The organism is Halobacteriovorax sp. CON-3, from assembly GCF_043196995.1.
In the GTDB taxonomy this organism is placed as follows: Bacteria; Bdellovibrionota; Bacteriovoracia; order Bacteriovoracales; family Bacteriovoracaceae; genus Halobacteriovorax_A.
The window spans coordinates 613,070-637,449 of sequence record NZ_JBEBNA010000001.1 but is presented as its reverse complement, the minus strand read 5'-3'; the positions used below and the strand labels follow the sequence as shown (position 1 = coordinate 637,449).

Genomic DNA, 24,380 nt, shown 5'->3' with positions numbered 1-24,380 from the left:
TTTTCGTATTTAGCAAGTGCGAAACCAAAGGAGCATGGCACCCTCTTACCAAGACCAGTACTTAACTGTTAAAGCAACGAGTAGGCAAGGAAAGAGGATGATCACAGTGAAGAGCAAAAAGTTAAATGCATAGAACTCTGGATCTTGAAAAAATTTAGTTATCATTTTCTTTAGTGACATGTTGGCGCTCCTGGCGCTGGACTCCACATCATATACACGCGGTAGACGATTGTAGCAGTTCCAATAATTAAAAATAGGTAAGGGACACCAGCTTGAATTCTACTTGGGAATTTTATCTTTCTAATGGCACTTGGCCCAAATAATAGTCCCGGAAGTGTTCCTAGCCAAAAGAAGAATACAAAGAGTGCTGCTAGTGCAGGTGAGGCCGCACTTATCGCTAGTGCTAACATCGCCCATAAAAGCCCACATGGAAGAAGAACACTGATACTCCCAATTGAAAAATTAAAGAGGTGAGGTTTATTTCCAACTTTCTTTGAAATTTTTGGCCAAAGCTTGGCATTCAAGTTGTGTAATTTTTGTGAAACAGTTTGAGCAAATTTGAAATTTGAGAATTTAAAAAGTCTTTTAAGTCCCATCCAAATTAAGATCAAACCAATACTCAAACCTGAAAAAAGCATAAGATATGGGTTTGATTTGATATCTAAGATTGTAAAGCCAAGCACCGGGATAACCAGTGCTGTGGCCATGTAGCCCAGAAGTCTTCCTACTTGGTAGGACATGTTTTGACTAAAGGACTTAGAGACGGCCATGGTAATTCCGCCACACATTCCCACGCAGTGGAAATTAGCAACAAGCCCCATTGTAAGACCTGCGCTTATGATAACGTATGGTGAGATTCCCTGTAGACTACTTAACTGGTCCAACGAGTACCGCCTCTTTAATGATCTCTTCATTTGTGTCGAGATCTTTTATGATGAAATTAAATTTTAAGCTTCCGTTAGTTAGTACTTCATTGTTAAAGACGATGAAGACAATTTTTCTTTCGTGATTCGATTTGAAAACGAAAGGGTTTCTTGGCATTTTTAACTCGTAAGAGCCTTCTTTAATACCTTGGACTGCAACTTCGATATTTCTTTCGACAATATCACCACTTTGTTCAATAACGATATGAAAGTGGTTTCTTGTTGTCGTCGGAGAACTTACCGTAAACGGTGTTCCTGGCCCTCTTAGAACTGTCGTTGTGATCCCTTGTGATAAAGAAAGACTATAAACAAATCCGATGATTAGACCTATAAGAACAACAAGGTAGCCGATATTTCTAATTGAAAAAATATGGCGGCCCTTTCCTTCAATATTACTTTGAGTGTCGTAACGAATGAGCCCTTTTGGTCGATTCGTTTTTAACATGATGTCGTCACATGCATCGATACAATTTGTACAAGCGATACATTCTAGTTGGACACCACGTCTGATATCAATTCCTGTTGGACAGGCCTTAACACAAGCGTAGCAGTTGATACAATCACCATGCTCTTCAGGTTTCATTCCTGGTTGACGTCTTGGCTCTCCACGTCTTTCATCATATAGAATTGCCAGTGAATTCTCATCCATAATTACAGACTGCATTCTTCCGTAAGGACAAGCGATAATACAAAACTGCTCTCTAAACCAACCGAAGTCTAAAAGGACAATTGTTGTAATAAGGAGCATGATTGTGAATAGAGTGAAGTTCTCTGCTGGGTTTTGGAAACTAACAGAGAGTAGGTGATGTGTTCCTACAAAGTATCCCAGAAATGTATGTGAGATATGTAGAGAGACGGCAAGGAAAGCAATCCACTTAAGTGATTTCTTAATAACTTTCTCTTTCGTCCACGGCCCTTCAGCTAATTTCTTTCTCGCTCTTGGCTTCCCTTCAATAAGGGCCTCAAGCTTGAGGAAAATAGATGAGATAAAAACTGTTTGAGGACATGCCCAACCACACCAAACGCGCCCAAAAATACTTGTGATAAACCCGATAAAAAATAGAAAACCGAGTATCACAAATATTAAAATAGGCGCATTGTGGGCATAAAATTTGTATGTAAAGAATGAAAACTCTCTGGCCGGGATATTAAGGAGAATCATTTGTTCTCCTTGAATATATATCCACGGCAAGACGAGATAGACAAAAATTAGAAACCAATAGAATATCTCACGCCTGGTTTTCCAGATACCTTTTACTTCTTCTGGAAACAGGAAGACGCGGTGTCCACTGTCATCAGTTGTACCTAGTCTCGATTCGTGTAATTCAAATTGTGATTTCTTTGCCATTTCTTTCTCTTTTAGTTCTTATTCGCTAAGTAGCTCACCTTGTGGCTCTTTAGCTTTTGCAGGAGTTGTTCCTTGCAGTGCTATTACATGGTCAGTAACGGCCATGATGTCTTCCTTACTTAGGATGTCTCCCCAAGCAGGCATCCCCATATCTTCATTACCATGAACAACAAACTTATAGATTTGTTCTGGATCAAGTTTAGTAATATTAATCCAGTGTTTATCTGTTAAGTTTGGACCGATATCCCCACCACCATCGTCAAGGTGGCAAGCTGCACAGTTTTCAATAAAGACAGTATTTCCAAGTTCTTTTGCAGCAGGTGTTGCTACATAGCTATCGTATGCTTGGATATCAAAGTTTGCAGTATTTGCTGCTTCAGCATCGATGATCTTTTGCATTTGCGCCATATCCATTTTGTATGTATCCAAAAGAGTTGGCCCGTCCATTAGGACGTAATACATAAAGTATGGGATAGAGAAGATAAATGAAAGTGCCCAAACACCTGTCCACCAGCTAGGTAGAGGGTGGTTAAGCTCTTGAATACCATCGTATTCATGATCCATAACAAGATCTTTCTCATCTTCAAGTACGATATTTTCTTGCTTCGATTTGTTATTTTCGTTAGTCATTGTTGCTTCCTTTGTTTTCATTAACGACTGCCTCGCCGTCAGAAAGTGCATTGTTGGCAACTTCTTCATAAAGCTCTTTTGAGCCCGGTCTCATTGACCAGAAGAAGGCGCCCAAGAAGATGGCCGCGAAAATGAATAGCGACACTGCTGGCATCCATTCCCACGGCATATTTTGCATTACTTCAGATTTCATCTCTATTCCTCTGACTTCGATTCTTTTGTATCGACCCCAAGTCTTTGTAGATACGCAATTAGTGCGATGATTTCCTTATCTTGCATTTTCATTGGAACACCAAACTCATTTAAACCTTTAGTGATTTGAGTTGCTTGCTCCATTGCAAGATCAATTGCATTTGTTACTTCATCTTCGCTATATGGAGTACCTAGGGCAACCATAACGTCCATTTTCTTCGGAAGCATTTTGAAGTTAACTTTCTTCTTAGTTAGCCAATCATAATTAGGCATGATTGATCCAGCAGTTACTTCACGTGGATTGATCATGTGACGGTAGTGCCACATATCGTTGTATTTTCCACCAACGCGAGCAAGGTCTGGTCCAATACGACGTGATCCCCATTGGAATGGCCTATCGTATACAGATTCCGCAGCAGTTGAAGGGTTTCCGTAACGTAGTTTCTCAGCAACTGTTGGACGAATTTGTTGAGAGTGACATACGTAACATCCTTCTTTAACGAAGATATCTCGTCCCATAAGCTCTAGTGGAGTGTATGGTTTAACTCTTGGGTCTACTTCGACAAATTTATTTGAAAGCATTGAAGGGATAATTTCAATTGCTCCACCAACAACGATTGCAATTAAAGTTAGAACAGTAAAAGTTACAGGAAGCCCCTCAAGCTTTCTGTGAGTTTCAGCATTTGCATCTTCAGGGTGAGCTGAAATAGGTGCCGCTTTAAACACTTCTTGTGATTCTTCTTTGTCTTTGTTTGCATACTTAGCTTTCTTATAAGTCATCCATAGGTTGAAGATCATTAAGAAGAAACCAAGTAAAACAAATACACCACCAAATGCACGTACCCAGTACATTGGAATAACTTTAATAACTGTTTCAATGAAGTTAGGGTAAACAAGTTTTCCTGTAGCATCTACTGCACGCCACATTAGACCTTGAGTAATACCAGCAACCCACATTGACATCATATAAAGTAGAAGACCGATTGTTGCTAACCAGAATTGTGCGTTTGCAATTTTCTTAGAGTATAGCTCTGTCTTCCATAGTTTTTCGACACAGTAATAAAGGACACCAACAATTAGCATGTAGTTCCAACCGATTGTACCAGCGTGTACGTGACCTACAACCCAGTCAGTGAAGTGACCAATATAGTTTACCGATTTAATTGAAAGTAGTGGACCTTCAAAAGTTGCCATACCGTAGAAAGTTACAGCAGTAGCAAAGTACTTTAAGATTGGTTCAGTTCTAACTCTATCCCAAACACCTCTTAGTGTTAGAAGAAAGTTGATCATCCCACCCCAAGAAGGCATCCATAGGATAATTGAAAAAGTCATACCAAGTGTCTGTACCCAATCTGGAACAGATGAGTATAGAAGGTGGTGAGGACCTGCCCAAATATAAATAAATACTAAAGACCAGTAGTGGATAATCGAAAGTCTATATGAATAGATTGGACGATTAGCTGTTTTTGGTAAGAAGTAGTAGATGATACCTAAGAACGGAGTTGTTAGGAAGAAGGCAACAGCGTTGTGCCCATACCACCATTGAACAATCGCATCTTGAACACCAGCGTAAACAGGATAAGACTTTAAAAAGCTAACTGGTACAGAAAGAGAGTTAAAGATGTGAAGAACAGCAATTGTTACAATTGTTGCAATGTAGAACCAAAGGGCCACATACATATGACGTTCACGTCTCTTAATTAGCGTACCAATGAAGTTTACTGCAAAGACAACCCAAATAACTGCAATGGCAATATCAATTGGCCATTCTAGTTCGGCATACTCTTTCCCTGTTGTAATACCTAGTGGTAGTGTTAGTGCTGCTGAAACAATAATCAGCTGCCATCCCCAAAAGTGTACCCAGGATAAGAAATCTGAAAAGATTCTCGCCTTACATAACCTTTGAGTTGAATAATAAACCCCAAGAAACATCCCGTTTCCAACAAATGCAAAAATTGCAGCATTTGTGTGAAGTGGTCTTAGACGGCCAAAAGTTGTCCATTCTATACCTAGGTTAAGTTTCCAATAGGCCAATTGAAAAGCGATGAAAACACCCATAAATAGTGCAATCGCCCCCCAGAAAACTGTCGCCATTAGAAAAGCTTTCGATATCTTATCGTTATACGAGAACTCTTCTAGATTGGCATTCGTACTCATGCTCATAATCATTCTTCCTTTTTTTGGTTGTGAACAATATTATTATTCTCTTCTTCAAATAAAACTCTAATGGATGGCGTATCCAAGTCATCATATTGACCTGACTTAGTTGCCCAAATAAAAATCAATAGGAATCCTACTGCTAAGAATATTGCAATTGGTAATAGAACGATAATGACTTCCATCAGCTTTTTCCTTTATTTTTTAACATTCTCATATCAAATCCAATTAATGGCAATGTACTTGAGAGAAGAACTGTTAAAGAACTGATAGGCATTAAGATCGCAGCATGCAGAGGAGTAATGATATGCATAAGCGCTAATGTAATTCCTACAATATTATATGTAACTGCAAACATAATATTTCGGCGTAAAGTACCTTTCACATTACGTGCAACTTTAAATAAGACTTTTATTAAATTTAGATCTTCTTGTGGCAGATAGATATCGCAGCTTCTAAGGGCAATATCGGCCTGTGCACCAATAGCAATGGACACGTTAGACTTAATCATGGCCAAGGCATCATTGTCGCCATCACCAACAAAGACAACGTTTTCTAGCTTGTCAGCAAGCTCTAGCTTCTGTTCTGGGCTTTGTTCGATATAGAGGCTAGTCTCATTAATTCCGGCTTCACTTGCGATCTTTTTGGCCATCTCTGAGGCATCACCTGTTGAGAGGTGAATATCGATACCTCGTTGTTGTAAGAAGCTAACGAGATCCTTTGATTCAGGTCTGATACTATCTTCGATCTTGAAAGTTGCAATGACTTCGCTATTTGCATAAAGTGCAATCTCGCCGTCAAGAAGGCCTTTTCCGATAAAGTAAGTTATTTCATCAATTTGTGCCTGAACACCTTTTCCAGTGACAACTTCAGCAACAATATCTGCATACTTTAAAAGACTCTCGTTCGATATTTTTTGTTTTGAGTATTTTTTTAAAGCAAAGGCGATAGGGTGTTGGGCCGCTCGTTCAAGTGTGAATGTTAAGGCAAGAACCTCTTCATCACTCATTTGTGAGTGATTCGAAAATGAGCTAACCGCAAATTTCCCCTTTGTCAGAGTTCCTGTCTTATCAAAGATGATATTCTTGGCATTATTTAACTCTTCAAGGCTCAATTCGTTTTTAACGTAGATTCCGTATGACTTAAGTTTATTAATTCGAGTTGCAACTACGATTGGTGTGGCCATGGCAAAAGCACATGGGCAGCCAACAATTAAAATTGCTAGGATGACTTCAAATGATCTTGAGAGGTCTCCTGTCACTAAGCCTTGAGTAAGGGCCACGATACTTAGAAGGATAATTCCAATTGTAAAATAGCGTGAGATCTTTTGTGCCCAAACATTGGCAGGATTTTTTACAATTGTATTATTTTCAATAGCAGAAAGATTCTTTCCTAGTTTTGTTTGTGTTCCAATGGCACTAATTTCAAGTGCTAGGTCATTGCTTAGGCTTACTGCTCCTGCTGCAATGAAGTCACCTTTATTGACTACTAATGGGCGGCTTTCCCCAGTGTTGATTGAGTTAAGAATAAGGGCCTTCTCACTAGCAAGCCTTCCGTCATAGATAATTCTTTCATCTTCTTCAAAGACAACGTGATCTCCAACTTCTACCTCGTTAGAAAAAACATGCTTAATTGCACCGCCAACAATCTTCTTCACACCTGTGTTTAGAAAGAGTGAAGAGATCCCCTTTGTTGACATGGACTTTTGAGTCAGCATTTTTACAAAGTAGCGAGAAAGTAGAATTAGAAAGATAAGTGTTGTGATTGAATCAAAGTAAACTGGGCCCGACTCTCTAAAGAAATTTATTGCTGAAAGTAAGAATCCAAAGACAATGGCCATGGCCAGTGGAATATCAACATTTGTGCTTCTTAGTCTAATTGCGCTAACACTATTCACTAGAATAGGCTTTGCACTATAGAGAATGACCGGAAGACAAAATGCAAAACTGATTCCATCAAATAACTTAACGTAATCACCAGTTGCTCCAGCATAGTTGGATACCGCATAGATCATGATATTACTCATGGCCGAAGCAGCGACTCCAATTTGCAGAATATCGCGACGATCACTTAATTTCTTTTCCTGATCTTTTTCAATATTAAATGGGTGAGGAGTGTAGCCAAGTTGCGCAAGTGTCGCAGCAAGCTTTGCAATCGAATATGGCCTCTTTGTATCAATTGTGAAGCTACCTAAGTTGTTTCCAATATTGACCTGGGCCTCGATGACCGAGTTTTCTAATTTTGAAATTCTTTCAATAAGCCAGATACAGGCAAAGCAGTGGACACCCTCTAATAGGAAGTGAACCTTAAGCTTATCTTCTTCAATTGTGACGTATTCACGAATGAAGGCTTCGCTATCCATATATTCAAACTTACTTTTCGAGTTACTAGGACGCTCTTTTAAGCTATTTGCTTGAGAGCCTTGCTCATTTTGATAACGGTAAAAGTCTTCAAGGTTATTACTAAGAAGCAGAGAGTGGACACTCATACACCCGTAGCAACAAAACTTTTCCAATTTGCCATCTCTTTCATTAGTGATGAGCTCACCAGGGGCAATTTCTTCAGAGCAGTGAAGGCACACTTCTGCCTCGCAAGACTGACTCTTGCTTGTGATACTTTGGATATCCATCTCTCTATTCTTGTTAGTTATCTTTTTTTTATAAACTTAAAATAGTAAAACTTTAATAAACGCCTTCAGCTCTTTTCTCTAGTTCTACAGCGTCCTTGATGATGATTAACTTACCATTCTGATCAATTAGCCCATCCTTTCTGTATTCAGAAATAATGCGAATGAGTGTTTCATTGGCCGTACCGATCATCGTGGCCATTTCTTCTCTTGTTAGCTTAAGTTCGATTTGAACTTCGCCGTTGATAAGAGTGTTACCGTGAGTCTTGGCAAGGTCGAGGAGAAGTCTAGCAATTCTCTCGCGAACATTCTTTTGGTGAAAAGCACTTGAGCGCTCTTCAGCAATTCCCATGTCGCGACTTAATTTATTAATTAGTTCAAGAGCGATTGCCGGTTTATCATTAATTAATTTTAATAAGCTTGGTTTATCAATAAAGCATACAGAAACATTATCAATGGCCGTTGCCGTTCCATTGAAGTCTTGAGCAGTAAATAGTGATCTGTGACCGATAACATCTCCATGTTGAGCAATTCTTACAATTGTCTCTTTTCCATCAGAGCCTGTCTTTGTCAGCTTAATATTACCTGACTGAACACAGTAGATTCCCGCAGGGCGATTTCCCTGAGAAAATAGCTTTTCACCACGTTTAAATTTTAGAGAAGAAGCTGTAAGTGACACTTTAGCGGCTTCATCATTTGATAACCCACAGAAGATTCCTAACTCTCTTGATGGGCAATCTACACACTGTCTCTTTTCCATAATCTATACCTTTTCTTGGTTAAATCCATCTTATCACTTCATATATCTAAATTAAATAAGTTATAGGGGAAATAATATGACGAATATCATGTTTTCGTGTTAGAAGTGCTTTTTCTTCTTAATATTTTTAGTTATTTACTGTTGTGCAGTACAAACTTTAGATTTAGGTTAACAACTTATGTTAAATAGCTTAAATTAAAGGCTTATTTGATATAATGGCGGATATATGAGCGACAAAAAACACGAAGATAAATTACCAGCAACAGATGTAATCTCTTTAATTCTTAAGGAATCTAAGGCCTACACTTCGATGGAGCTAGTAAATAGCTATATCTCTAAGGGAGAGAGCCTTGAGAAACTTCCTGTTCAGCCTCTTTATGTATCCGTTAAGGCCCTGCCAATCGAAGTAAAGTCTCATGCTCTTAAATTACTTTCTAAAGAGCAAAGAGAAACCTTCTACGATATAGACCTTTGGTCAAAAGATGAACTCGATGTCAATGAATTCACATCTTGGGTGAGCACTGTTGCCAAGTGCCCAGATGAAGAAATTCGCTATGAATTCGTCAAGTCAGATCAGTTCATTCTTTTCCTTAAAGGACGCTTCAATGTTTGGACCTTTGATGTTGAAGATCCTCTATATCCTGATGATCACGACAATTACTTCTTAACAGAAGATAATCTTCTTCTTTTTGAATTTGATGAAGATTGCGATATTGTTGATGAGGTTCGCCAACTCATCAAGGACCTCTACACTGAAGTTGGTGTTGAAGCCGCTTACCAGCACCTCTTTAAAATGATCTCTGAAGATTATATGATCTATAACGAGAATCAGTACCAAGATAAGAAAGAAAGGCTTAGAGACTACGGTTTCGTTGATTATTTTGAGGCCCTGCAAGTGGTTAATCCATTTCCTTCAATTGGCCATATCGACCTCTTTATCAATAAGAAGCAGCCTCTAACTGGAAATATTACAACTAAGGGAAAGATGCAAACTCTGCATCAGAACTCGATTATTGCCTTTGAAAAGAATGCTGGAAGTATCCATGATGAGCTCAATAAAGTGGAAGATGAGAAGCGCTTTAGCTACTTACATTTCAACTTTATTCGTATGCTCAATGCAAGTATGGAATACTACGGTGTTTTAAAAGATGGCCCTGTTGCCATGACTCGTATTGGTAATCAAAACCGCGAGCTTATTCTTCTTGGAATGTCTTATATTAAAGATATTCGAAACTTCGGTGATGAAAGCATTTTCGAGTACTTTGATTTCACTGATATCTATAAGATCGGAAACTCACTAATTCGTATCCTACAAAAGGATGTAAAGAAGGCCTTAAGAAATCACCTTTTTGAGGACTCGGAAGAGAACTTCCTAGGGGCTTCATTTGATCTATTCCTAGATGACTTCTTTAGCGACCTTGTGAAGTATCGTGACAATGATAATAAAATTGTTGTGGTAAATAATGTTGAGGTTTGGAAGAAGTTACAAAGTAAGTGCAAGCTTCTTATAGAGCTAATGCCTTTCATTAAGACATTAAAAGAAACTTACCTGTCTCTTAAAGATGACGGCATGCTTTCTGATAATTTCTATCTAAATTACGATATTAACTCAATTGACTTTGAGGCCATAATTCTTTCAACTCTTATCAACTATAGCCTTGATAAATTTGACAAGGATGACTCACGCAAGATGGGTGTTTCAATTGAAGAGTTTAGAGAGTTCTCTAAGAAGTCTAATTTAAGCTCTGGTATTTTCAAGAATGATTATATTACGCAAAAGGTGGCCGGCTTTGCTCAAACCTTTGGCCTTGATCAGATTGAGAATATTAATGAGTATATCCTGAAAATATTACACGACCATTTATCGGGTTATGAATTCGCTGATCTTCGCGATGATGAATTCAAACACGTTGGTGGGCCTATTATTTTTAATACGTTAAGCTAGACTAATTCTCGATATTAGCTTTGGCTAATGTTTGAAGTCGTGTGTTTCTTACATAGTTGTAAAATTTTCTCTCCCATTAGCATGCGATTAATGGCAATATGCCTTATCAAATTGAGAGGGAGATGAATATGAAATCATTGATGAAATTACTTCTTTTAACCGTTGTTACCACGACTTCACTTATGGCAGCACAGGTTAAACTTGTTCACATTACAAATGATGAAGATAAGAGCTTCTATCATCTAGGTGTAAATGTTGATGAGGAAATCGGAGAGGTTACATCAGTCTATAAGAAGGAGTTCTCTGATAAGGGGAAAATCATCGGAACTGACACTTATTCACTAGAGCAAGTGATGAAAGGTGTTGTCTTAGTTAGAAGAAGCGATCGTGATGTTGTTAGGATTACTGTTAGTAACCTAAATCCATCAGACGGTGGTGATATTGAAATTGATACTCTTTATAGTGGTGTTAATGATAGTCGAAAAAAGTATTCGGCATCAGTTGAAAGAGTTGGAGAAGACTGGCTTTTTAACTTTGAAAATAGAAAGACTAAGAATCTTCACTTCATCTCAAATAAAGTATTCCTAATTGGTGTTGTTGGAATCAAGGACATCAAAAGAAAATAAGAAAAAAGGCGAACATTGTTCGCCTTTTTTATTTCGTTTCTAAAATCTTAATAAATTCTTTTAAAAATGCAGGCCTATTCTTATAGCTTAAAGTGGTCATATAGATATTCATATTCTTAAGTCCACTAACAGGCTCTGTAACAAAATTATCGTGCTTAGAAAGCGTGTGATCAGGCACAACTGCAATTCCAACACCGTGCTTTACAAGGGCCTTGATACTCTCAAGTGAGTCCACAACAATCTTCTTAGGCGGTGCCTTTGTCGAGAGCTTATGAAGATGGTCTAGCTCACTAAAAACAATCCACGTATGTTCGTGAAGCTTTCTCTTGTTAATTGTTTCGTTTGAAATAATGACGAACTTCTCTTCAAAAAGTTTTAAAGAAGAAGTGAGGTCTGATTGAAAATTATCAGTTGAGAAAATGATATCGTAAATACCATCTTCGATTCCACGTCTTAGGGCCGGACTGTCGGCCACGTGAATGAAGATATCTCTCTTATAATTCTTTGCATACTTTGCAAGAATGGGATTAAACCAATTAACTAGAAGCCCATCGAGAATCCCAATATGTACTGGGCGCTCCTGAGTGGTTTCAAAAATATTTCCTAGGCTATCTTCAAATTGGTCAATCGATTTTAGCAACTGCTTGGCCTTCTTCGTAAGAATTACCTTCTTACTCGAACGAATGATAAGTTCCTCATTCATGGACTCTTCAAGGAGTTTAACTTGTCTTGAAACCGCTGATTGTGCAATCTTTAGTTCTGCGGCAGCTTTTGAAAAGCTTAAGTATTTTGCAGTAAGTGTAAACGCCCTGAGGTAACGATAGTCCATTTTTTATTGAACCTCGGCCTTTGGAGGAATCTTTGTTTTGTCTTTTCGCCAAAACTTTCCTTGGAATTCTTCTTGCTGTTTATTTGTCACAATAAAGCCTTCTTCATCATTGATATAATTAAATTGATAATCAATGAGAGTTTCACCTAGATAGAAAGCTGTAAATGGGTCGATAATAACTTCAATATCCATGCTTGGAACAGGGATTAGAAAGTCATCGTCATTTAAGTTGTGAAATCCAATTGAGTACTTGAATCCCTCACATCCTTTACCGCTAATAAGAATTCTTAAGTATTTCCCCTGTAGAGTGAAATCATTTTCAAGCATAAGATTAAGTTGATCTTGTGCTATCTGCGTGAAAGTCAGTTGCGGGAGAATAATTTGCGAGCGGTCGATGTTATAATGCCCAGACTGCTGTACGTTGTCAGATCGATTTTCCATTATGATTTTCCATTAAATTGTGTTGTTAGAGGGCTTTTAGCAAGTAAACGAATCCTTTTCAAGAGGTTTTTCTTGAAATAAATTGGTGGTATAACAAAGCTTATAAAAGGAGCGTTAAATGCTTAAATATATAATCGATATTCCAAACCCTCAGACTCACTTAGTTAATATTTCTTTAGACGCTATGCTTGATAAAAAGGCGAACGAGGTGCGTTTTTACATGCCATCTTGGTCTCCTGGCTCATATTTAATGAGAGAGTACGCTCGAAATATCAAAGAAATCAAAGTCGAGGACTCAAAGGGAAATCGTCTTTTTCATGAACAGGTTTCAAAGAATGAGTGGAGAGTTGATCTTGCTCACCCAAGTTTTCAATCTGCTTCATTTAGTGAAGATGGAAAAATTAGAATTGCCTATACGATCTATTGTCATGAGCTAACTGTTCGTACTTCCCATGTTGATAACACTCATGCTTTCTTACATGGGCCGAGTGTCTTTATCGGTATTGAAGGGGAGACTGGAAGCTCACAAGTTGAAATTAAAATTAATCCTCTGTGGTCAAAGGTGACGACGGCACTAAAAGATATCTCTGAAAAAAGGGACCACTTTATTTATGAAGCGGCCGACTTTGATGAACTACTGGATACGCCAATTGAAATTGGCTGCCATGAAACTTATGGTTTCATGCACCAAGATAAGGAGCACCATATTGCTTTTTATGGTGATTTTGCTCATGCACAAGCGTCACATAAAGTGATGGATAAACTTAATGACGATATCAAGACAATCGTCGAAGAGACGGCAAAGATCGTCGGTGACGAGCTTCCATATGATCATTACTATTTCATCACTCACTTAAGTCCAAGTGGCTTTGGTGGACTTGAGCACTTAGATTCAACAGTTCTGCAATTTTGTCCGTACCACTTGGCCAAAGAGAAAGGCTACAAAGAGTATATGGAGCTTGTTGCTCACGAGTACTTCCACCTTTGGAATGTTAAAAGAATCCGTCCTATTGAGCTAGGGCCATTTGATTATAAGAACGAAAATTATACTCGTATGCACTGGCTAACGGAAGGAATGACAAGCTTTGTTGACCAGTTAATCACTTATCGCAGTGGTTTTTATTCGCTTAAAGAATATCTTGAGTGCATGAAGAAGAATATCAATAACTACCTTGCAACACCTGGGCGCGGTTACCATTCTCTTGAAGACTCATCATTCAATGCATGGATTAAACTTTACCGTGCAGGAGAAAATTTTAAGAACTCATCTGTGAGTTATTATCTAAAGGGTGGACTTGTTTTCTTTATTCTAAATACACTTATGAAGAATGAAGGCAAGGGGATCAACGATCTTGTTCGTGCACTTTGGGCCGACTACAAAGAAAGGCCGGCCGTTGGCTTAACAAAAGAAGGCTTCTTTGAAATTCTAGAAGGCCTTGTTTCTAAAAATGTAAGTGATGAGTTTAGACTCTTTGTTGAAGGTGTGGAAGAGATTGATTTTGAAGATTATCTAAAGCGCATGGGTGCAAGTGTTGAGTGGTCAACGCCTAAATTAGATATTGGCGCAAATATCGCTGAAGAAGGTGGTAAGCTTATCATCAAGTCTATTCGCCAAGATAGCTGTGGGTATAAGGCCGGCCTTAATGCTGGAGATGAACTTATTGCCATTAATTCCCTTAGACTTGATAAGAAGGCCTATGACTCCATTGCAGAGATGTATAAGGAAAATGATCAAATTGATTTCTTAATCGCTCGCACAGGAAAGCTTATGACTTTGAGAGTGACACTTGGAAATGGCCTAAAAGAGATAAAAGAAATCAAGATTGAAGATGAAAAGAAATTAGAAAGTTTCTTAAAATAAAAAATTAATACTCTGTCAGGGCAAGCTTAAATGGCCTGCCCTGATATTCTTCTTCGATAATCTCATAAATAAGCTCACTGTCATTTGGCCCTTGTAAAATACCTTGTTCGATAATTTCAAAGTCAGTTAGGACGAGAATCTTTTCTTTTTCATCATCGTGAAATGGTGAGTAGGCCTTAAATGCCGCTTCTTTTATACACCAGATCTCAAGTGGAGTATGGAGCTTAAGCTCTCTTTCATGAGAGACAAAGTATTTGAATGTACCCTCTCGCATCTTACGTTCAGACCACTCAATATCGATACCGACAGATTTTACTTCAGGGTTTGTGCATAGCGCACAGGCTGCAAGCTCTTTAGTGTGGCTAATTGAAACGAGCTTACTCTTATCACTTTCTAAATGTAAGTGGTTGATAATAGATAAATCTTTAAGGCCTGTTAGTGAAGATAAGCAGAAGCGACTTAGTCTGAAGTCGTTGCGCTTGTCGGCCATAAAGCCCTCTGGAAGCTCGCTTTGGCCTAGGTATAAAAATGTACTACGCATGAATTTTTTATTGCTCATCAGCATTTCTTTTGCCATTATGCTCTAATATTAAGTCAATTAAATTAGCCTAAACTTTTGGAGTTAGCAATGTTACCACCGGATGCATATGAAGCAATCGTAAAAATGATCTTTGTTTTAATGGCAGGATGTGTACTTTGTATGTCCAAAATTAAAGCAGCTGAAATCGATCATAATCAGGTGTTTGAAACTCAAATCATCTCACTACAAAAATAAATTTTCATTGGACACAAATCCTCTTTAGTCCTTATAATATAGGTAGTTATCCATCTATACTGCCACGGAGAGGAAGTAAATGAGTGTCCCAAATAATCTAATTGAAGGTTTAAATTTTCTACGTCCCAGAGATAAATCAGGTAAGCATCAAAAAGTAACAGATTACTACGGTGAGAATACGTTTGATATTCAAACGGCCGAGGAAATACCTGATTCAATTAAGGAAGAAATTAACGAGGCAATTCACTCAAACTCTCATATCTCTAAGGCCCAGGCAGAGATCGTTGCTAAGGCCGTAACAAAGTGGGCCCTCGATAAGGGTGCAACTCACTTTTGTCACTGGTTTCAACCACTAACTGGCTCGACTGCTGAAAAACACGATGCTTTCTTAGACTTCGATTACTCAACAGGAAGACCTATTGAGAAATTATCTGCAAGTCAGTTAATTCAAGGTGAGCCCGATGCTTCATCTTTTCCAAATGGTGGATCACGCTCGACATTTGAGGCCCGCGGTTATACTGCATGGGACTTAACTTCACCAATGTTCTTGATCGGAACGGGAGAGTCAAAAACTCTTTGTATTCCAACGGCCTTTGTTTCATACCATGGTGAGGCCCTCGATATTAAAACTCCACTTCTTCGTTCGGTTTCTACTCTTGGAGAAAGTGCAAAGAAATTCTTTCATTTAACGGGGGAGACGAATGTTGATCGCGTGATTGTAACGTGTGGAGCTGAACAAGAATATTTTCTCGTTGATAAGAGTTATTATAATTTAAGAGAAGATTTGGTTATGACTGGACGTACGCTTTTTGGTGCGCCTTCAACTAAGAACCAACAATTAGATGACCACTACTTTGGTGCAATCAATGAGCGCGTTTTAGCATTTATGGAAGAGCTTGATTATGAGCTTCATAAATTAGGGATTCCTGCCAAGACTCGTCACAATGAAGTTGCCCCAGGACAATTTGAGCTTGCGCAAATCTTTAGAGATGCAAACGTTTCGGCCGATAATAACCACATGGTTATGGCCACGATTGAAAACGTTGCCATCCGTCACGGTTTTGTTGCTCTCTTACATGAGAAACCATTTGCTGGGATTAATGGTTCAGGTAAACACCTAAACTGGTCACTTGCAAGTGATAGTGGAATCAATCTTCTTGATCCAGGAAGTGAGCCACATCAAAACTATCGTTTCTTGGCCTTCACTTCTGTTGTTATCGCAGCAGTACATCGCCATGCTAAGCTTTTAAGGGCCTCAATTGCTTCTCATAGTAATGACCATCGTCTTGGCGCAAATGAAGCACCTCCTTCGATCATTTCAGTTTTTACAGGTTCAACAATTGAAAGAATTTTTAAGGCCATCAAAGAAGGTGAAGAATTTTCTCCAGAGTCACAAACTATTCTCGATCTTGGAGCAGGAGCACTTGCTAAGCTTCCAAAAGATAATACGGATAGAAATAGAACCTCGCCATTTGCCTTTACTGGAAATAAATTTGAATTCCGTGCATGTGGTTCAGATCAATCTATTGGTTTCCCATTAACGATTCTTAATGGTGCAGTAGCGGCCGTTTTAGAAGAGGCCAATAATCTACTTGAAGCTAAAACTCGTGATGGTGTCTCAGTTGATCAGGCACTACTTGATATTTGCCATACTTTCATTAATGAATCTTGGGATGTTATCTTCAACGGTGATGGTTATTCACAAGCATGGCTTGAAGAAGCACAAAAGAGAGGACTTCCAAATCTTAAGACAACAGCTGATAGCTTAAATGTTCTTGTGGATAGGGAAGAGACAGCATTTTTAACGAAGCATGGAATTTACCGTGAATCAGAGCTGGATACTCGCTACAATGTTCTTCTTGAAACTTATATTACAAAGCGCACGATTGAATTTAGTACACTATCTAATATGGTGAACCAATTAGTTGTTCCGGCCGCACTAAATTATAAGGCGAAATTAACTTCATCTATTGCAGCTTCTAAGGCCATCAAAATTGAGGCAACAGTAGAGACTGAAATTTTAAAAGATCTTCAATTCTCTCTAGAAGCAGTTTTCGAGCAAAATAGAAATTTAAAAAATGCTCTTGCTGGATTAAGTGAAGTCCATGACGAAGAGAAGGTTGCTCACTCTTTTGCATACGATTTAATGCCAATTAGTGAAATTATTGCTGACCACTGTGGCCGTCTTGAAAGTATTATTCCTGATGACCTGTGGCCTGTACCAACTTATTTTGAAATGTTATTTTTAATTTAAATAAATAAGAAGGCCGTCATGATGACGGCCTTTTTTTATAATTTACCCTGTTCGTTTAATTCTTCTAATTTATCTCGTCCACCAATTCTTTCACCATTGATAAAGATTTGAGGAACCTTTGTTTGCCCAGTAATGGCAAATAGAGATTGATTAGATGTATGTTGGCCTAGAATAATTTCATTATACTTATGGCCTTTCTCTGTTAGAAGCTCCTTTGCTCGGTGACAGTGAGGACAACCTGGGCGTGTGATAATTGCAATGGCCTCCGGTTTTTTTGCTTCTGGGTTTAGGTAATTAAGCATTGTATCCGCATCTGAAACTTCAAATGGGTCACCTGGTTTATCTGGTTCAATAAATGACTTTTCAACAACTCCATCATTAACGACCATCGAATAGCGCCAAGTTCTTGCACCAAATCCAATATCTGATTTATCAACTAATAGGCCAATTCCTTTTGAGAAGTCACCATTTCCGTCTGGAAGAACACCAACTTCTTCAGCGTGTTGGTCTTGGATCCAAGCGTCCATAACAAATGCATCGTTTACCGATAGGACATAGATTGCATCAACACCTTCTTTCTTAATCGCGCCAGCAAGTTCATTGTAGCGTGGAAGGTGAGTCGATGAACATGTTGGTGTATAGGCACCAGGTAGTGAGAAGACTACAACACGTTTACCTTTAAATACTTCATCATATGTTAGATCTACTAATCCTCCATCTTTAAAAACTTTAAATGATGTCTTAGGGACTTGCTTTCCATCAATACTTTCAAATGCCATTATAATTCTCCTTGATTTTGTTTAGTTAGCTTAAGTTGACCATTTTAATTAGTCACCTCATTTGTCTTGTATTTATTATCGTCGGCCTGGCCTAATAAATCCATTAAATTAAGATTAACTTAAGATAAGTAAAATCTATCAAAAATTCTGGGTAACTATTCAAAACTTGATAAATGACAATAAATAATAAGAAAATCTTGCATCGTGTCGAATAATGAACGTAGAATCCCTTTTAGGCTAAAAGAATCTGTATTGCACGTTCGTTCCCGTTTCTTTTCCGCTAGTGAGCCTTGGGTATTGGGTGATCACTAAAGGGGGACGTGGTGAACTTAATAAGTAATACAGAGGAAAGAGTGAAGAAAACACTTATTCTCTTAATTTTTACATTTCTATTTCAAGCAAGAGCAACGAATGTCTTCGCTCAAGAGGATGTCGTTGAACCTGTTATATTTTCTAATTTCACAGTAGACAACCATAGGTTAGAATCTGAGTTTTCAGATACTGACCTTGCCGATATTTCTCCGATCTATCGTCAAATCTATGATAATTACCAGGCCAATTATCAGGCAATCGGCGATCGTCTAAGTCATGATGCCAATGGTTTCTTTGGTGGTGTTAACCTTGTTGGTTGGCGACACGCTGGTGACTTTCATGGGTTTAAGGTTCTTTTTAACCGTAGTGCGGCCCCATCTTTATTTGATGAAGATCGCTATCTCGTAAATGATGAAATGGTTATTGAGATCTCTGCTCGAAATTTCCTCGGTGCACTTCAAGCGAAGGGGATCATTAATATTTCTCCATCAGTGCTTAAGTCCTATAGTAATCTTTCACTAAAGAGAACAATGAGGTTTAACCACTTTGCTGATAATGTGGAGGATGCACTTCAGACAAAATTTGATCGTCTCTTCTTTATGTACAAATATCTTAGGCCAGAAAATTTCTCTAAGCTTGGAGATTATGATTTTATCAAGAAAGAAGATGCTCTAACATTTGCTGCAGGTGCAGCTGCGACAGCTTCATATAGTGGAATTGGTGTTGCTGCTGGTGCGCTGGCCAAGTATGAAAGAAAGTCGACTGTGGAAATCCAACGTCTAGGGCCAGCTGATAATGCTAAGGCCAATGAGATTATTCGCTTAAGTGCAGAGGATTCAAAATTAATTTCTGCCGGTGCGAATGTGACATTAATGGCAGACTTCCTAAATCTTATCAGATTAACTTTATTTCGTTATGACTTTAATTATAGCTTTGAGAAGTCATATAAGGCCTATATGTCTTTATATGTCGATGACCTTAGAAATAGTGATAAGCTAAATGAGCTTAAAGGTGTTGTGCGTTTTGGGAAGTTTAATTATTCAACACTTGCAGACAATATTACTTCTTATGAGAATCGTAAGAAGGAGCTTAAAGAGTCAAAGTATCTAGCTTTCATTATTGGTGGTGTAAAGAACTCACAAACTGAATCAACAGAAGTTGTTAAGGATGGGCGAGTTTATAAATTCTTCTCTCACCGTTATGAAAGATTATCGTATACACAAAATATCTTTTCAAAACTTCTTGGGGCCGTCTTAGGTAAGCTTATTGGTTATGATCAATTGGTTTCTAATGATCGCGTTGAATCAAAGAAAGTTAATATAAACTATCAGTCTGAAGAAGAGCTTATTCATGCTAGACGTGACTTTGATATTTTTAGCACTAATGTCTTCACTATGACTTTTGATCAGCAAAGCAAGGTTAATAAAGACTATAGCTGGGCGGTATCAAAGACCGAAGATAAGATGAAGGATCTTGTCAGAGAACGTACAAATAGCTATGGAAATTTTGCAACGATGTTTGATCATTATCAAGTTCGTGCTCCAGCTGAATTTACTTCGACGATCACTATGGATAATGCAAATATCGCCAATTTCTTAAATCGTAACTCTGATGAGATCTACGGGGTATTTAAAGAGGCCTGTGGTGGTAAGTCCAAAAACTTCTTTGTCAGACTTCGATCACTCTTTAGTAGTTGTCGTCATAAGCTTTATAAGTCTTATGCAAATTTCTTAAAAGAATGGTCAACAGGCAATTATACTTCTGAGATTAAAAAGAAGTGTGAGAAGAAATATCGTTGGAAGTATATCTTTAGGCCATCAAAGAGAAGGTCAATGATTGCTGCTTGTATGGAAATTGGTTCTAAACAACTATTTGCAAAGTATAAGCATGAGCTACCTCTATGGCGCTTTAAAGATATTGCTTATAACGTGAATAACCAGATTAAAAATGATTACCTGCTAACACGTCTTTTTGGATCTCATCCAAATAAGGGAAGTGTTAGTGCAAATCTTAACGGGGATATTCCTTATCAAAATTTTTACTCTGAAGGGGCCAATAAGGAAAATATCTTTACGCAGTTTCAAATTAAAGAAAATCTTAGATCACCGGCATCATTATAGTTATACAGATATCGAGACGCCCTTTTGAGAGGGCGTCTTATATTTTTGGCAGATTTCTGGATTATTTTCAAAATATAAATTAGCTCTATTTATTAGAATTTTATTAAGAATTTGGTTGTTGTATCCCATCACAACTATTCATGTTAATATTTTCTCCATGAACGCATTTTATCTATTCTTCTACCATCCAAAGCTTAAGGATCTTCTCTTAGAGGAAATTAAGCTAAAGCATCCAGAGCTTCATTTAAGCTTTTCTAATAAAGAATTTGTAAGCATGAAAGGCCCTAAAGATTATGAAGCACAGCTTGTCAGTCGACCTGTTGTCTTTGCTCGCAGACAGGCCACATTCATTGATAAATACATTCAAGCTCCCATTGAAGGTGAGTATGCTACTGTTGGAGAAAACCAATTCTGGCATTTTGAGACGATTAAGACACCAATAGATACATTTTCATTAGAGGAGAGTGATATCTGTGAAGAGGAAGTTCCTGCGAGGGCCTATCATAAGGCCTGTCAGGCCTTTAGACTGTTTGATGAGGTGATAACTGCTAATGATCAAGTTGTTGAAATAGGAAGTGCTCCAGGTGGGATTTCATACTACGTTCTTGAAAAAGGTGCAAAACTTGTTTCTGTTGATCCCGCTCTGATGTCACCACTTATCGAATCAAAATTTGGTGAGCAATTTTCACATATCAAAAAGAGTGTCTTTGATGTCACGAGGGCCCAATTACCAAAGCACTGTGATTGGCTCATTTCAGACTTAAACCTAAATGGTGACCTCAACACAAATCAATCTCGTCGTATTATGGATTTTTATGAGAATATTAAAGGTGCTTTCTTAACGATTAAGACACCTGTTATCAATGATCTTAAAAAAGTTGATGAATGGATCAAGGTATTTACTGATGATAAGAAGTATGAAGTATCTGTTTGTCATCTTCCTTCACACCGTAGAGAAATTGGAATGTTTATAAGGCCACGTAAGTAACGTGGCCTTGGTATTTTATTTATTCAGCGTTTAAAACTTCAATTGCTTTTTCAATCCAACCTGACATGTAGTTAGTTAAGTCTTTCTTAGTCTCAACATAATTTACATCTGCTTGAACTGGAACGTTTTCAGAATTTAACTCATAGGCAGAGTCAATTCCTAAAAGATCACCAAATTGATGTCCTTCAACACCATAACCAAATAGCATATTTGGAATCTGTGTCGAGAATACGTTGTAGCGGTCCTTAAATTGCGTGTTATACACGTCGTTTGAGCGGTAGCCTGCACCTGTCCCATTTGCATGTGTTCCGATTAATTTCGCTCTTTTTGAGCCTTGTAATAGGATACTCGTAATATCACATGCTGAAATACAATTTGGTGAGACTAGGGCAACGATCTTACCATCAAATCCACCAACTTGTGGGTCTGCCGTAATATCATAGTTTTGAGTTGCACGTGAAAGTGTTCTACCTTCGGCCGCTGCTTCAAAGAATGCATCTGATTGCATTGTCCAGTCACTTCCACCAATGTCTTTAAAGATTTCTTCAACACCATAGTACTCGATAAGTTGTCTCATATAACGAGTTACTGCCGAGGCCCAAGTTGCATTAGGGTATGATTGACCTTGCTCTGTTAGCATAGCTAGAAGTTGAGCAGGGTAACCACCGTTTCCACCACCATTATTTCTAATATCTAAAATTAGATTTAGGTTCTGTGCTTTAAAGAATTTAATATTCTTTCTTAACGCTTCGATGAAAGAAAGCTGCTCACCTTTATAGTATACTGTTGATACTGAAAAAGAGTTAACCTGCATATAAGCATAAGCTTTTGCATCTTTTAAGATTAGAGCAGAGCGAACGATTGGGCTTCCCCCACCATTTGCCGATGTCCAGTTCTCTAGCTCAATTGCACCTGTTGGTAGACCTTCTGGTAGAGTTTCTACTTTAAGGCTTGTATCCTTTACGAACGTTCTCTTTTGGTTATCCCATTTAAAGCGAAGCTCTTTAAGTTTTAAGAAGCCTTTTTGTTCAAGGTAGAATGAAATGTCTTTCTTTCTAACGATGCTAGTATTTCCTGAGTAATAAAGAGGTAGGCGTGTTTTATAAACAGTCTGTGTCTTTTCACTTTTAAACTCAATATCAAAGTATGGTTTTGTAGGGAATAAGAAGTAGCGCTCAATTAGCATGGCCGCTGCACGTGATCTTGCAAACGCTGGGCTTGAAGCATCGATATATGGCATTAGGGCCTCGATAGCGTCACTAACTTTAACACCATCAACACTAATTAGCTCATCACCTAATTCAATCATTTTAAGATTGTAATTTTGTGTTTCAATAACTGACTTCTCAATTACCTTGGCATATTTTGAAGCGATAATAACTTTTCCACTGTCTGCAACTAACTTCGTATTGAAACCTGAAACAATCCAAGGTGCTGCAATATGAGTGTTAAGTCCAAAGTGTGTATCTTGAAAGCTCGCAATTAGTTTTCTTGCACGATCGTAGAATTCCATATTGCTTCTAGCTTGAGAAATGGCGTCGTCGACATCTGCAATTGATTGTTCTGCTTCAATTGCTTCTTTAAAGATCATATCTCCATCAACACCGATACGCTTCTTCTTCACTTCCCATAGGGCGTATTCAGCTTTTGTTTGCTTGTATAGGTCAGTAATAATCTCAACTCGATCGATTTGATCGATATACCAGAAATTCTTGCCAGAAAATGCTGATTTGTTGATTTGCATTCCATAGCTTGAAACGGCCATGAAACTTAATAGTAGTAGGGACATTATTGTCTTCATTGGGCTCCTTTTGTGAATGGAGAAAAATAGCAATGAGGCCTGCGCAAGTCATGGTACTTGGCATTAATTATTGAAATTATTCATCGATGGACATATTCGCAAGGTGGCACAATGGCACTAATAATTGTTGTAAATATTATTCTTTTGACGGAATTTCCCAAAAATGTTGTTAGAAATTGAATAAGATTCCATTAGGCCCTTTCTAAGGGTGCAATTTTATAGGTATTATTAGTGCGCAGGATGAAATTGGGGAAATTTTAATAATCGTTTGAGATTTTACTGATGCTTAAGCTTATTTCTAAGATGTCCCCAGCAAAACTCTAACAGGAGAGAGTAATGATTAGACAATTAGCTGTATTGCCAGGTGTTATTGTTGGGACGGGGCGTCGTGTTAAGCGTATTTACCGCTCGGAGCTTAGATGCATTAACGAACTTGACGAATTACAAGAGTTTCAACAACTCGCGTACCAAAGGATTGGTGTTAAGTTTCCTTTAGACTTTCTTGCTAGAAATAAGACATTTGCTCTGTTTAATAAACACGGGCTAATGTGTGGTGGTTTTACTTTCGCACTAGGGAGTGACTCTCGTGTTGTTAAAAGTTTACCTGATGAAGCCTTAGCAAAATTACAAAAAGACGTTCCTGATTTTGAAAATGATTTATTTGAAGCAACAGCGCTTTGGATGTCACGTTACCAACGTTGTCGACTTCTAGGAGTTTACTTCTGGCTAATGATGTATATTGAAGCATCACGTATGGGACGTAACTTTTATATTTATGCATACTCAAGTGCCAAGCCAAAACTTGGTGAGATCTATAATACAATACGCCCGTTTAGACTTTATAAAGGCTACACAAAAATGCTACCTGGTATGAGTGAGCCTGATGATGAAGTGATTGAGTATGGAACAATGATGAATGTACACCTTTCTTTTGGTCGCATTGTTATGTTCCTTTTAAAGAGACTACTAAAAGCTCGCTCAATCAAGAAAGTTAAATCTTATAGCTAGTCTCG

Annotated in this window: 22 protein-coding genes; 8 read left to right on the top strand and 14 right to left on the bottom strand. The window is 38.1% G+C overall.

Annotated elements, in window-relative coordinates; translation table 11 throughout:
* Window positions 1–45: 45 nt before the first annotated feature.
* Genes ABMA72_RS02905 through ABMA72_RS02865 form a run of 9 tightly spaced genes read right to left on the bottom strand, consistent with a single transcriptional unit; the run spans window position 46 to window position 8,636 of the window.
* The gene (locus ABMA72_RS02905; protein WP_021266605.1) at window positions 46–180 is read right to left on the bottom strand and encodes a hypothetical protein; all 135 of its coding nucleotides are present in this window, start codon (window positions 178–180) and stop codon (window positions 46–48) included.
* Entirely contained in the window at window positions 171–884 is a 714-nt protein-coding gene (locus tag ABMA72_RS02900) for a sulfite exporter TauE/SafE family protein (RefSeq protein WP_392855889.1), read from the bottom strand. The genes ABMA72_RS02905 and ABMA72_RS02900 overlap by 10 nt, the downstream gene beginning before the upstream one ends.
* Entirely contained in the window at window positions 868–2,271 is a 1,404-nt protein-coding gene (ccoG, locus tag ABMA72_RS02895) for a cytochrome c oxidase accessory protein CcoG (RefSeq protein ID WP_392855886.1), read from the bottom strand. Before ccoG ends, ABMA72_RS02900 begins: the two co-directional genes overlap by 17 nt.
* Window positions 2,272–2,289: 18 nt before the next feature.
* Window positions 2,290–2,901 carry a cbb3-type cytochrome c oxidase N-terminal domain-containing protein gene (locus tag ABMA72_RS02890; protein WP_393055995.1) on the bottom strand — a complete coding sequence of 204 codons (612 nt, stop codon included), beginning with the start codon at window positions 2,899–2,901 and terminating at the stop codon, window positions 2,290–2,292.
* Entirely contained in the window at window positions 2,894–3,094 is a 201-nt protein-coding gene (locus tag ABMA72_RS02885; protein WP_021267131.1) for a cbb3-type cytochrome c oxidase subunit 3, read from the bottom strand. The genes ABMA72_RS02890 and ABMA72_RS02885 overlap by 8 nt, the downstream gene beginning before the upstream one ends.
* Before the next feature lie 2 nt (window positions 3,095–3,096).
* The gene (ccoN, locus tag ABMA72_RS02880; protein WP_392858003.1) at window positions 3,097–5,250 is read right to left on the bottom strand and encodes a cytochrome-c oxidase, cbb3-type subunit I; all 2,154 of its coding nucleotides are present in this window, start codon (window positions 5,248–5,250) and stop codon (window positions 3,097–3,099) included.
* Between the two features lie 8 nt (window positions 5,251–5,258).
* The gene (gene ccoS / locus ABMA72_RS02875) at window positions 5,259–5,435 is read right to left on the bottom strand and encodes a cbb3-type cytochrome oxidase assembly protein CcoS (protein WP_392855879.1); all 177 of its coding nucleotides are present in this window, start codon (window positions 5,433–5,435) and stop codon (window positions 5,259–5,261) included.
* Window positions 5,435–7,879, bottom strand: coding sequence for a heavy metal translocating P-type ATPase (locus tag ABMA72_RS02870; RefSeq protein ID WP_393055992.1), 2,445 nt, complete (start codon window positions 7,877–7,879; stop codon window positions 5,435–5,437). The genes ccoS and ABMA72_RS02870 overlap by 1 nt, the downstream gene beginning before the upstream one ends.
* A gap of 52 nt (window positions 7,880–7,931) precedes the next feature.
* Entirely contained in the window at window positions 7,932–8,636 is a 705-nt protein-coding gene (locus ABMA72_RS02865; RefSeq protein WP_392855873.1) for a Crp/Fnr family transcriptional regulator, read from the bottom strand.
* 226 nt (window positions 8,637–8,862) lie between these two features.
* Between ABMA72_RS02865 and ABMA72_RS02860 the strand changes: the two genes are divergently transcribed.
* Both ABMA72_RS02860 and ABMA72_RS02855 read left to right on the top strand, forming a co-directional pair.
* Window positions 8,863–10,581, top strand: a complete 1,719-nt coding sequence (locus ABMA72_RS02860; protein WP_392855871.1) for a DUF6178 family protein — start codon at window positions 8,863–8,865, stop codon at window positions 10,579–10,581.
* A gap of 128 nt (window positions 10,582–10,709) precedes the next feature.
* Entirely contained in the window at window positions 10,710–11,207 is a 498-nt protein-coding gene (locus tag ABMA72_RS02855; protein WP_392855869.1) for a hypothetical protein, read from the top strand.
* A gap of 28 nt (window positions 11,208–11,235) precedes the next feature.
* On the opposite strand, the gene ABMA72_RS02850 is transcribed toward ABMA72_RS02855, so the two are convergent.
* Window positions 11,236–12,036: a LysR family transcriptional regulator gene (locus ABMA72_RS02850; protein ID WP_392855867.1), complete on the bottom strand. Its 801-nt coding sequence runs from the start codon at window positions 12,034–12,036 to the stop codon at window positions 11,236–11,238.
* A 3-nt stretch (window positions 12,037–12,039) separates the two neighbouring features.
* The gene (locus ABMA72_RS02845; protein ID WP_392855864.1) at window positions 12,040–12,477 is read right to left on the bottom strand and encodes a HesB/IscA family protein; all 438 of its coding nucleotides are present in this window, start codon (window positions 12,475–12,477) and stop codon (window positions 12,040–12,042) included.
* Window positions 12,478–12,595: 118 nt separating this feature from the next.
* On the opposite strand from ABMA72_RS02845, the gene ABMA72_RS02840 reads away from it, so the two are divergent.
* Window positions 12,596–14,338 (top strand): M61 family metallopeptidase, encoded by a 1,743-nt coding sequence (locus ABMA72_RS02840; RefSeq protein WP_392855863.1) that lies wholly within the window; start codon window positions 12,596–12,598, stop codon window positions 14,336–14,338.
* A 4-nt stretch (window positions 14,339–14,342) separates the two neighbouring features.
* On the opposite strand, the gene ABMA72_RS02835 is transcribed toward ABMA72_RS02840, so the two are convergent.
* Window positions 14,343–14,915 (bottom strand): 4'-phosphopantetheinyl transferase family protein, encoded by a 573-nt coding sequence (locus ABMA72_RS02835; protein ID WP_393055989.1) that lies wholly within the window; start codon window positions 14,913–14,915, stop codon window positions 14,343–14,345.
* Between the two features lie 51 nt (window positions 14,916–14,966).
* Between ABMA72_RS02835 and ABMA72_RS02830 the strand changes: the two genes are divergently transcribed.
* Window positions 14,967–15,113, top strand: a complete 147-nt coding sequence (locus ABMA72_RS02830; RefSeq protein ID WP_392855858.1) for a hypothetical protein — start codon at window positions 14,967–14,969, stop codon at window positions 15,111–15,113.
* Window positions 15,114–15,192: 79 nt separating this feature from the next.
* Complete coding sequence (locus ABMA72_RS02825; protein ID WP_392855855.1) at window positions 15,193–17,367, top strand: glutamine synthetase III; 2,175 nt, start codon at window positions 15,193–15,195, stop codon at window positions 17,365–17,367.
* A 35-nt stretch (window positions 17,368–17,402) separates the two neighbouring features.
* On the opposite strand, the gene ABMA72_RS02820 is transcribed toward ABMA72_RS02825, so the two are convergent.
* Entirely contained in the window at window positions 17,403–18,146 is a 744-nt protein-coding gene (locus tag ABMA72_RS02820; protein ID WP_392855854.1) for a glutathione peroxidase, read from the bottom strand.
* Between the two features lie 323 nt (window positions 18,147–18,469).
* On the opposite strand from ABMA72_RS02820, the gene ABMA72_RS02815 reads away from it, so the two are divergent.
* Window positions 18,470–20,578: a hypothetical protein gene (locus tag ABMA72_RS02815; protein WP_392855852.1), complete on the top strand. Its 2,109-nt coding sequence runs from the start codon at window positions 18,470–18,472 to the stop codon at window positions 20,576–20,578.
* Between the two features lie 157 nt (window positions 20,579–20,735).
* Entirely contained in the window at window positions 20,736–21,566 is an 831-nt protein-coding gene (locus ABMA72_RS02810; RefSeq protein WP_392855851.1) for an SAM-dependent methyltransferase, read from the top strand.
* Between the two features lie 19 nt (window positions 21,567–21,585).
* On the opposite strand, the gene ABMA72_RS02805 is transcribed toward ABMA72_RS02810, so the two are convergent.
* Window positions 21,586–23,367, bottom strand: coding sequence for a S41 family peptidase (locus ABMA72_RS02805; RefSeq protein WP_392855850.1), 1,782 nt, complete (start codon window positions 23,365–23,367; stop codon window positions 21,586–21,588).
* Window positions 23,368–23,703: 336 nt separating this feature from the next.
* On the opposite strand from ABMA72_RS02805, the gene ABMA72_RS02800 reads away from it, so the two are divergent.
* On the top strand, window positions 23,704–24,375 hold the full coding sequence (locus ABMA72_RS02800) for a hypothetical protein (protein ID WP_392855848.1): 672 nt from the start codon (window positions 23,704–23,706) through the stop codon (window positions 24,373–24,375).
* Window positions 24,376–24,380 lie beyond the last annotated feature (5 nt).

Coding starts and splice junctions, on each gene's coding strand:
- ABMA72_RS02835 (WP_393055989.1), bottom strand. CDS start 14,915: ATGGCAAAAGAAATGCTGATGAGCAATAAAAAATTCATGCGTAGTACA.
- ccoS (WP_392855879.1), bottom strand. CDS start 5,435: ATGGAAGTCATTATCGTTCTATTACCAATTGCAATATTCTTAGCAGTA.
- ABMA72_RS02885 (WP_021267131.1), bottom strand. CDS start 3,094: ATGAAATCTGAAGTAATGCAAAATATGCCGTGGGAATGGATGCCAGCA.
- ccoN (WP_392858003.1), bottom strand. CDS start 5,250: ATGAGTACGAATGCCAATCTAGAAGAGTTCTCGTATAACGATAAGATA.
- ABMA72_RS02830 (WP_392855858.1), top strand. CDS start 14,967: ATGTTACCACCGGATGCATATGAAGCAATCGTAAAAATGATCTTTGTT.
- ABMA72_RS02870 (WP_393055992.1), bottom strand. CDS start 7,879: ATGGATATCCAAAGTATCACAAGCAAGAGTCAGTCTTGCGAGGCAGAA.
- ABMA72_RS02825 (WP_392855855.1), top strand. CDS start 15,193: ATGAGTGTCCCAAATAATCTAATTGAAGGTTTAAATTTTCTACGTCCC.
- ABMA72_RS02850 (WP_392855867.1), bottom strand. CDS start 12,036: ATGGACTATCGTTACCTCAGGGCGTTTACACTTACTGCAAAATACTTA.
- ABMA72_RS02805 (WP_392855850.1), bottom strand. CDS start 23,367: ATGAAGACAATAATGTCCCTACTACTATTAAGTTTCATGGCCGTTTCA.
- ABMA72_RS02840 (WP_392855863.1), top strand. CDS start 12,596: ATGCTTAAATATATAATCGATATTCCAAACCCTCAGACTCACTTAGTT.
- ABMA72_RS02905 (WP_021266605.1), bottom strand. CDS start 180: ATGTCACTAAAGAAAATGATAACTAAATTTTTTCAAGATCCAGAGTTC.
- ABMA72_RS02845 (WP_392855864.1), bottom strand. CDS start 12,477: ATGGAAAATCGATCTGACAACGTACAGCAGTCTGGGCATTATAACATC.
- ABMA72_RS02820 (WP_392855854.1), bottom strand. CDS start 18,146: ATGGCATTTGAAAGTATTGATGGAAAGCAAGTCCCTAAGACATCATTT.
- ABMA72_RS02860 (WP_392855871.1), top strand. CDS start 8,863: ATGAGCGACAAAAAACACGAAGATAAATTACCAGCAACAGATGTAATC.
- ABMA72_RS02890 (WP_393055995.1), bottom strand. CDS start 2,901: ATGACTAACGAAAATAACAAATCGAAGCAAGAAAATATCGTACTTGAA.
- ABMA72_RS02865 (WP_392855873.1), bottom strand. CDS start 8,636: ATGGAAAAGAGACAGTGTGTAGATTGCCCATCAAGAGAGTTAGGAATC.
- ccoG (WP_392855886.1), bottom strand. CDS start 2,271: ATGGCAAAGAAATCACAATTTGAATTACACGAATCGAGACTAGGTACA.
- ABMA72_RS02800 (WP_392855848.1), top strand. CDS start 23,704: ATGATTAGACAATTAGCTGTATTGCCAGGTGTTATTGTTGGGACGGGG.
- ABMA72_RS02855 (WP_392855869.1), top strand. CDS start 10,710: ATGAAATCATTGATGAAATTACTTCTTTTAACCGTTGTTACCACGACT.
- ABMA72_RS02810 (WP_392855851.1), top strand. CDS start 20,736: ATGAACGCATTTTATCTATTCTTCTACCATCCAAAGCTTAAGGATCTT.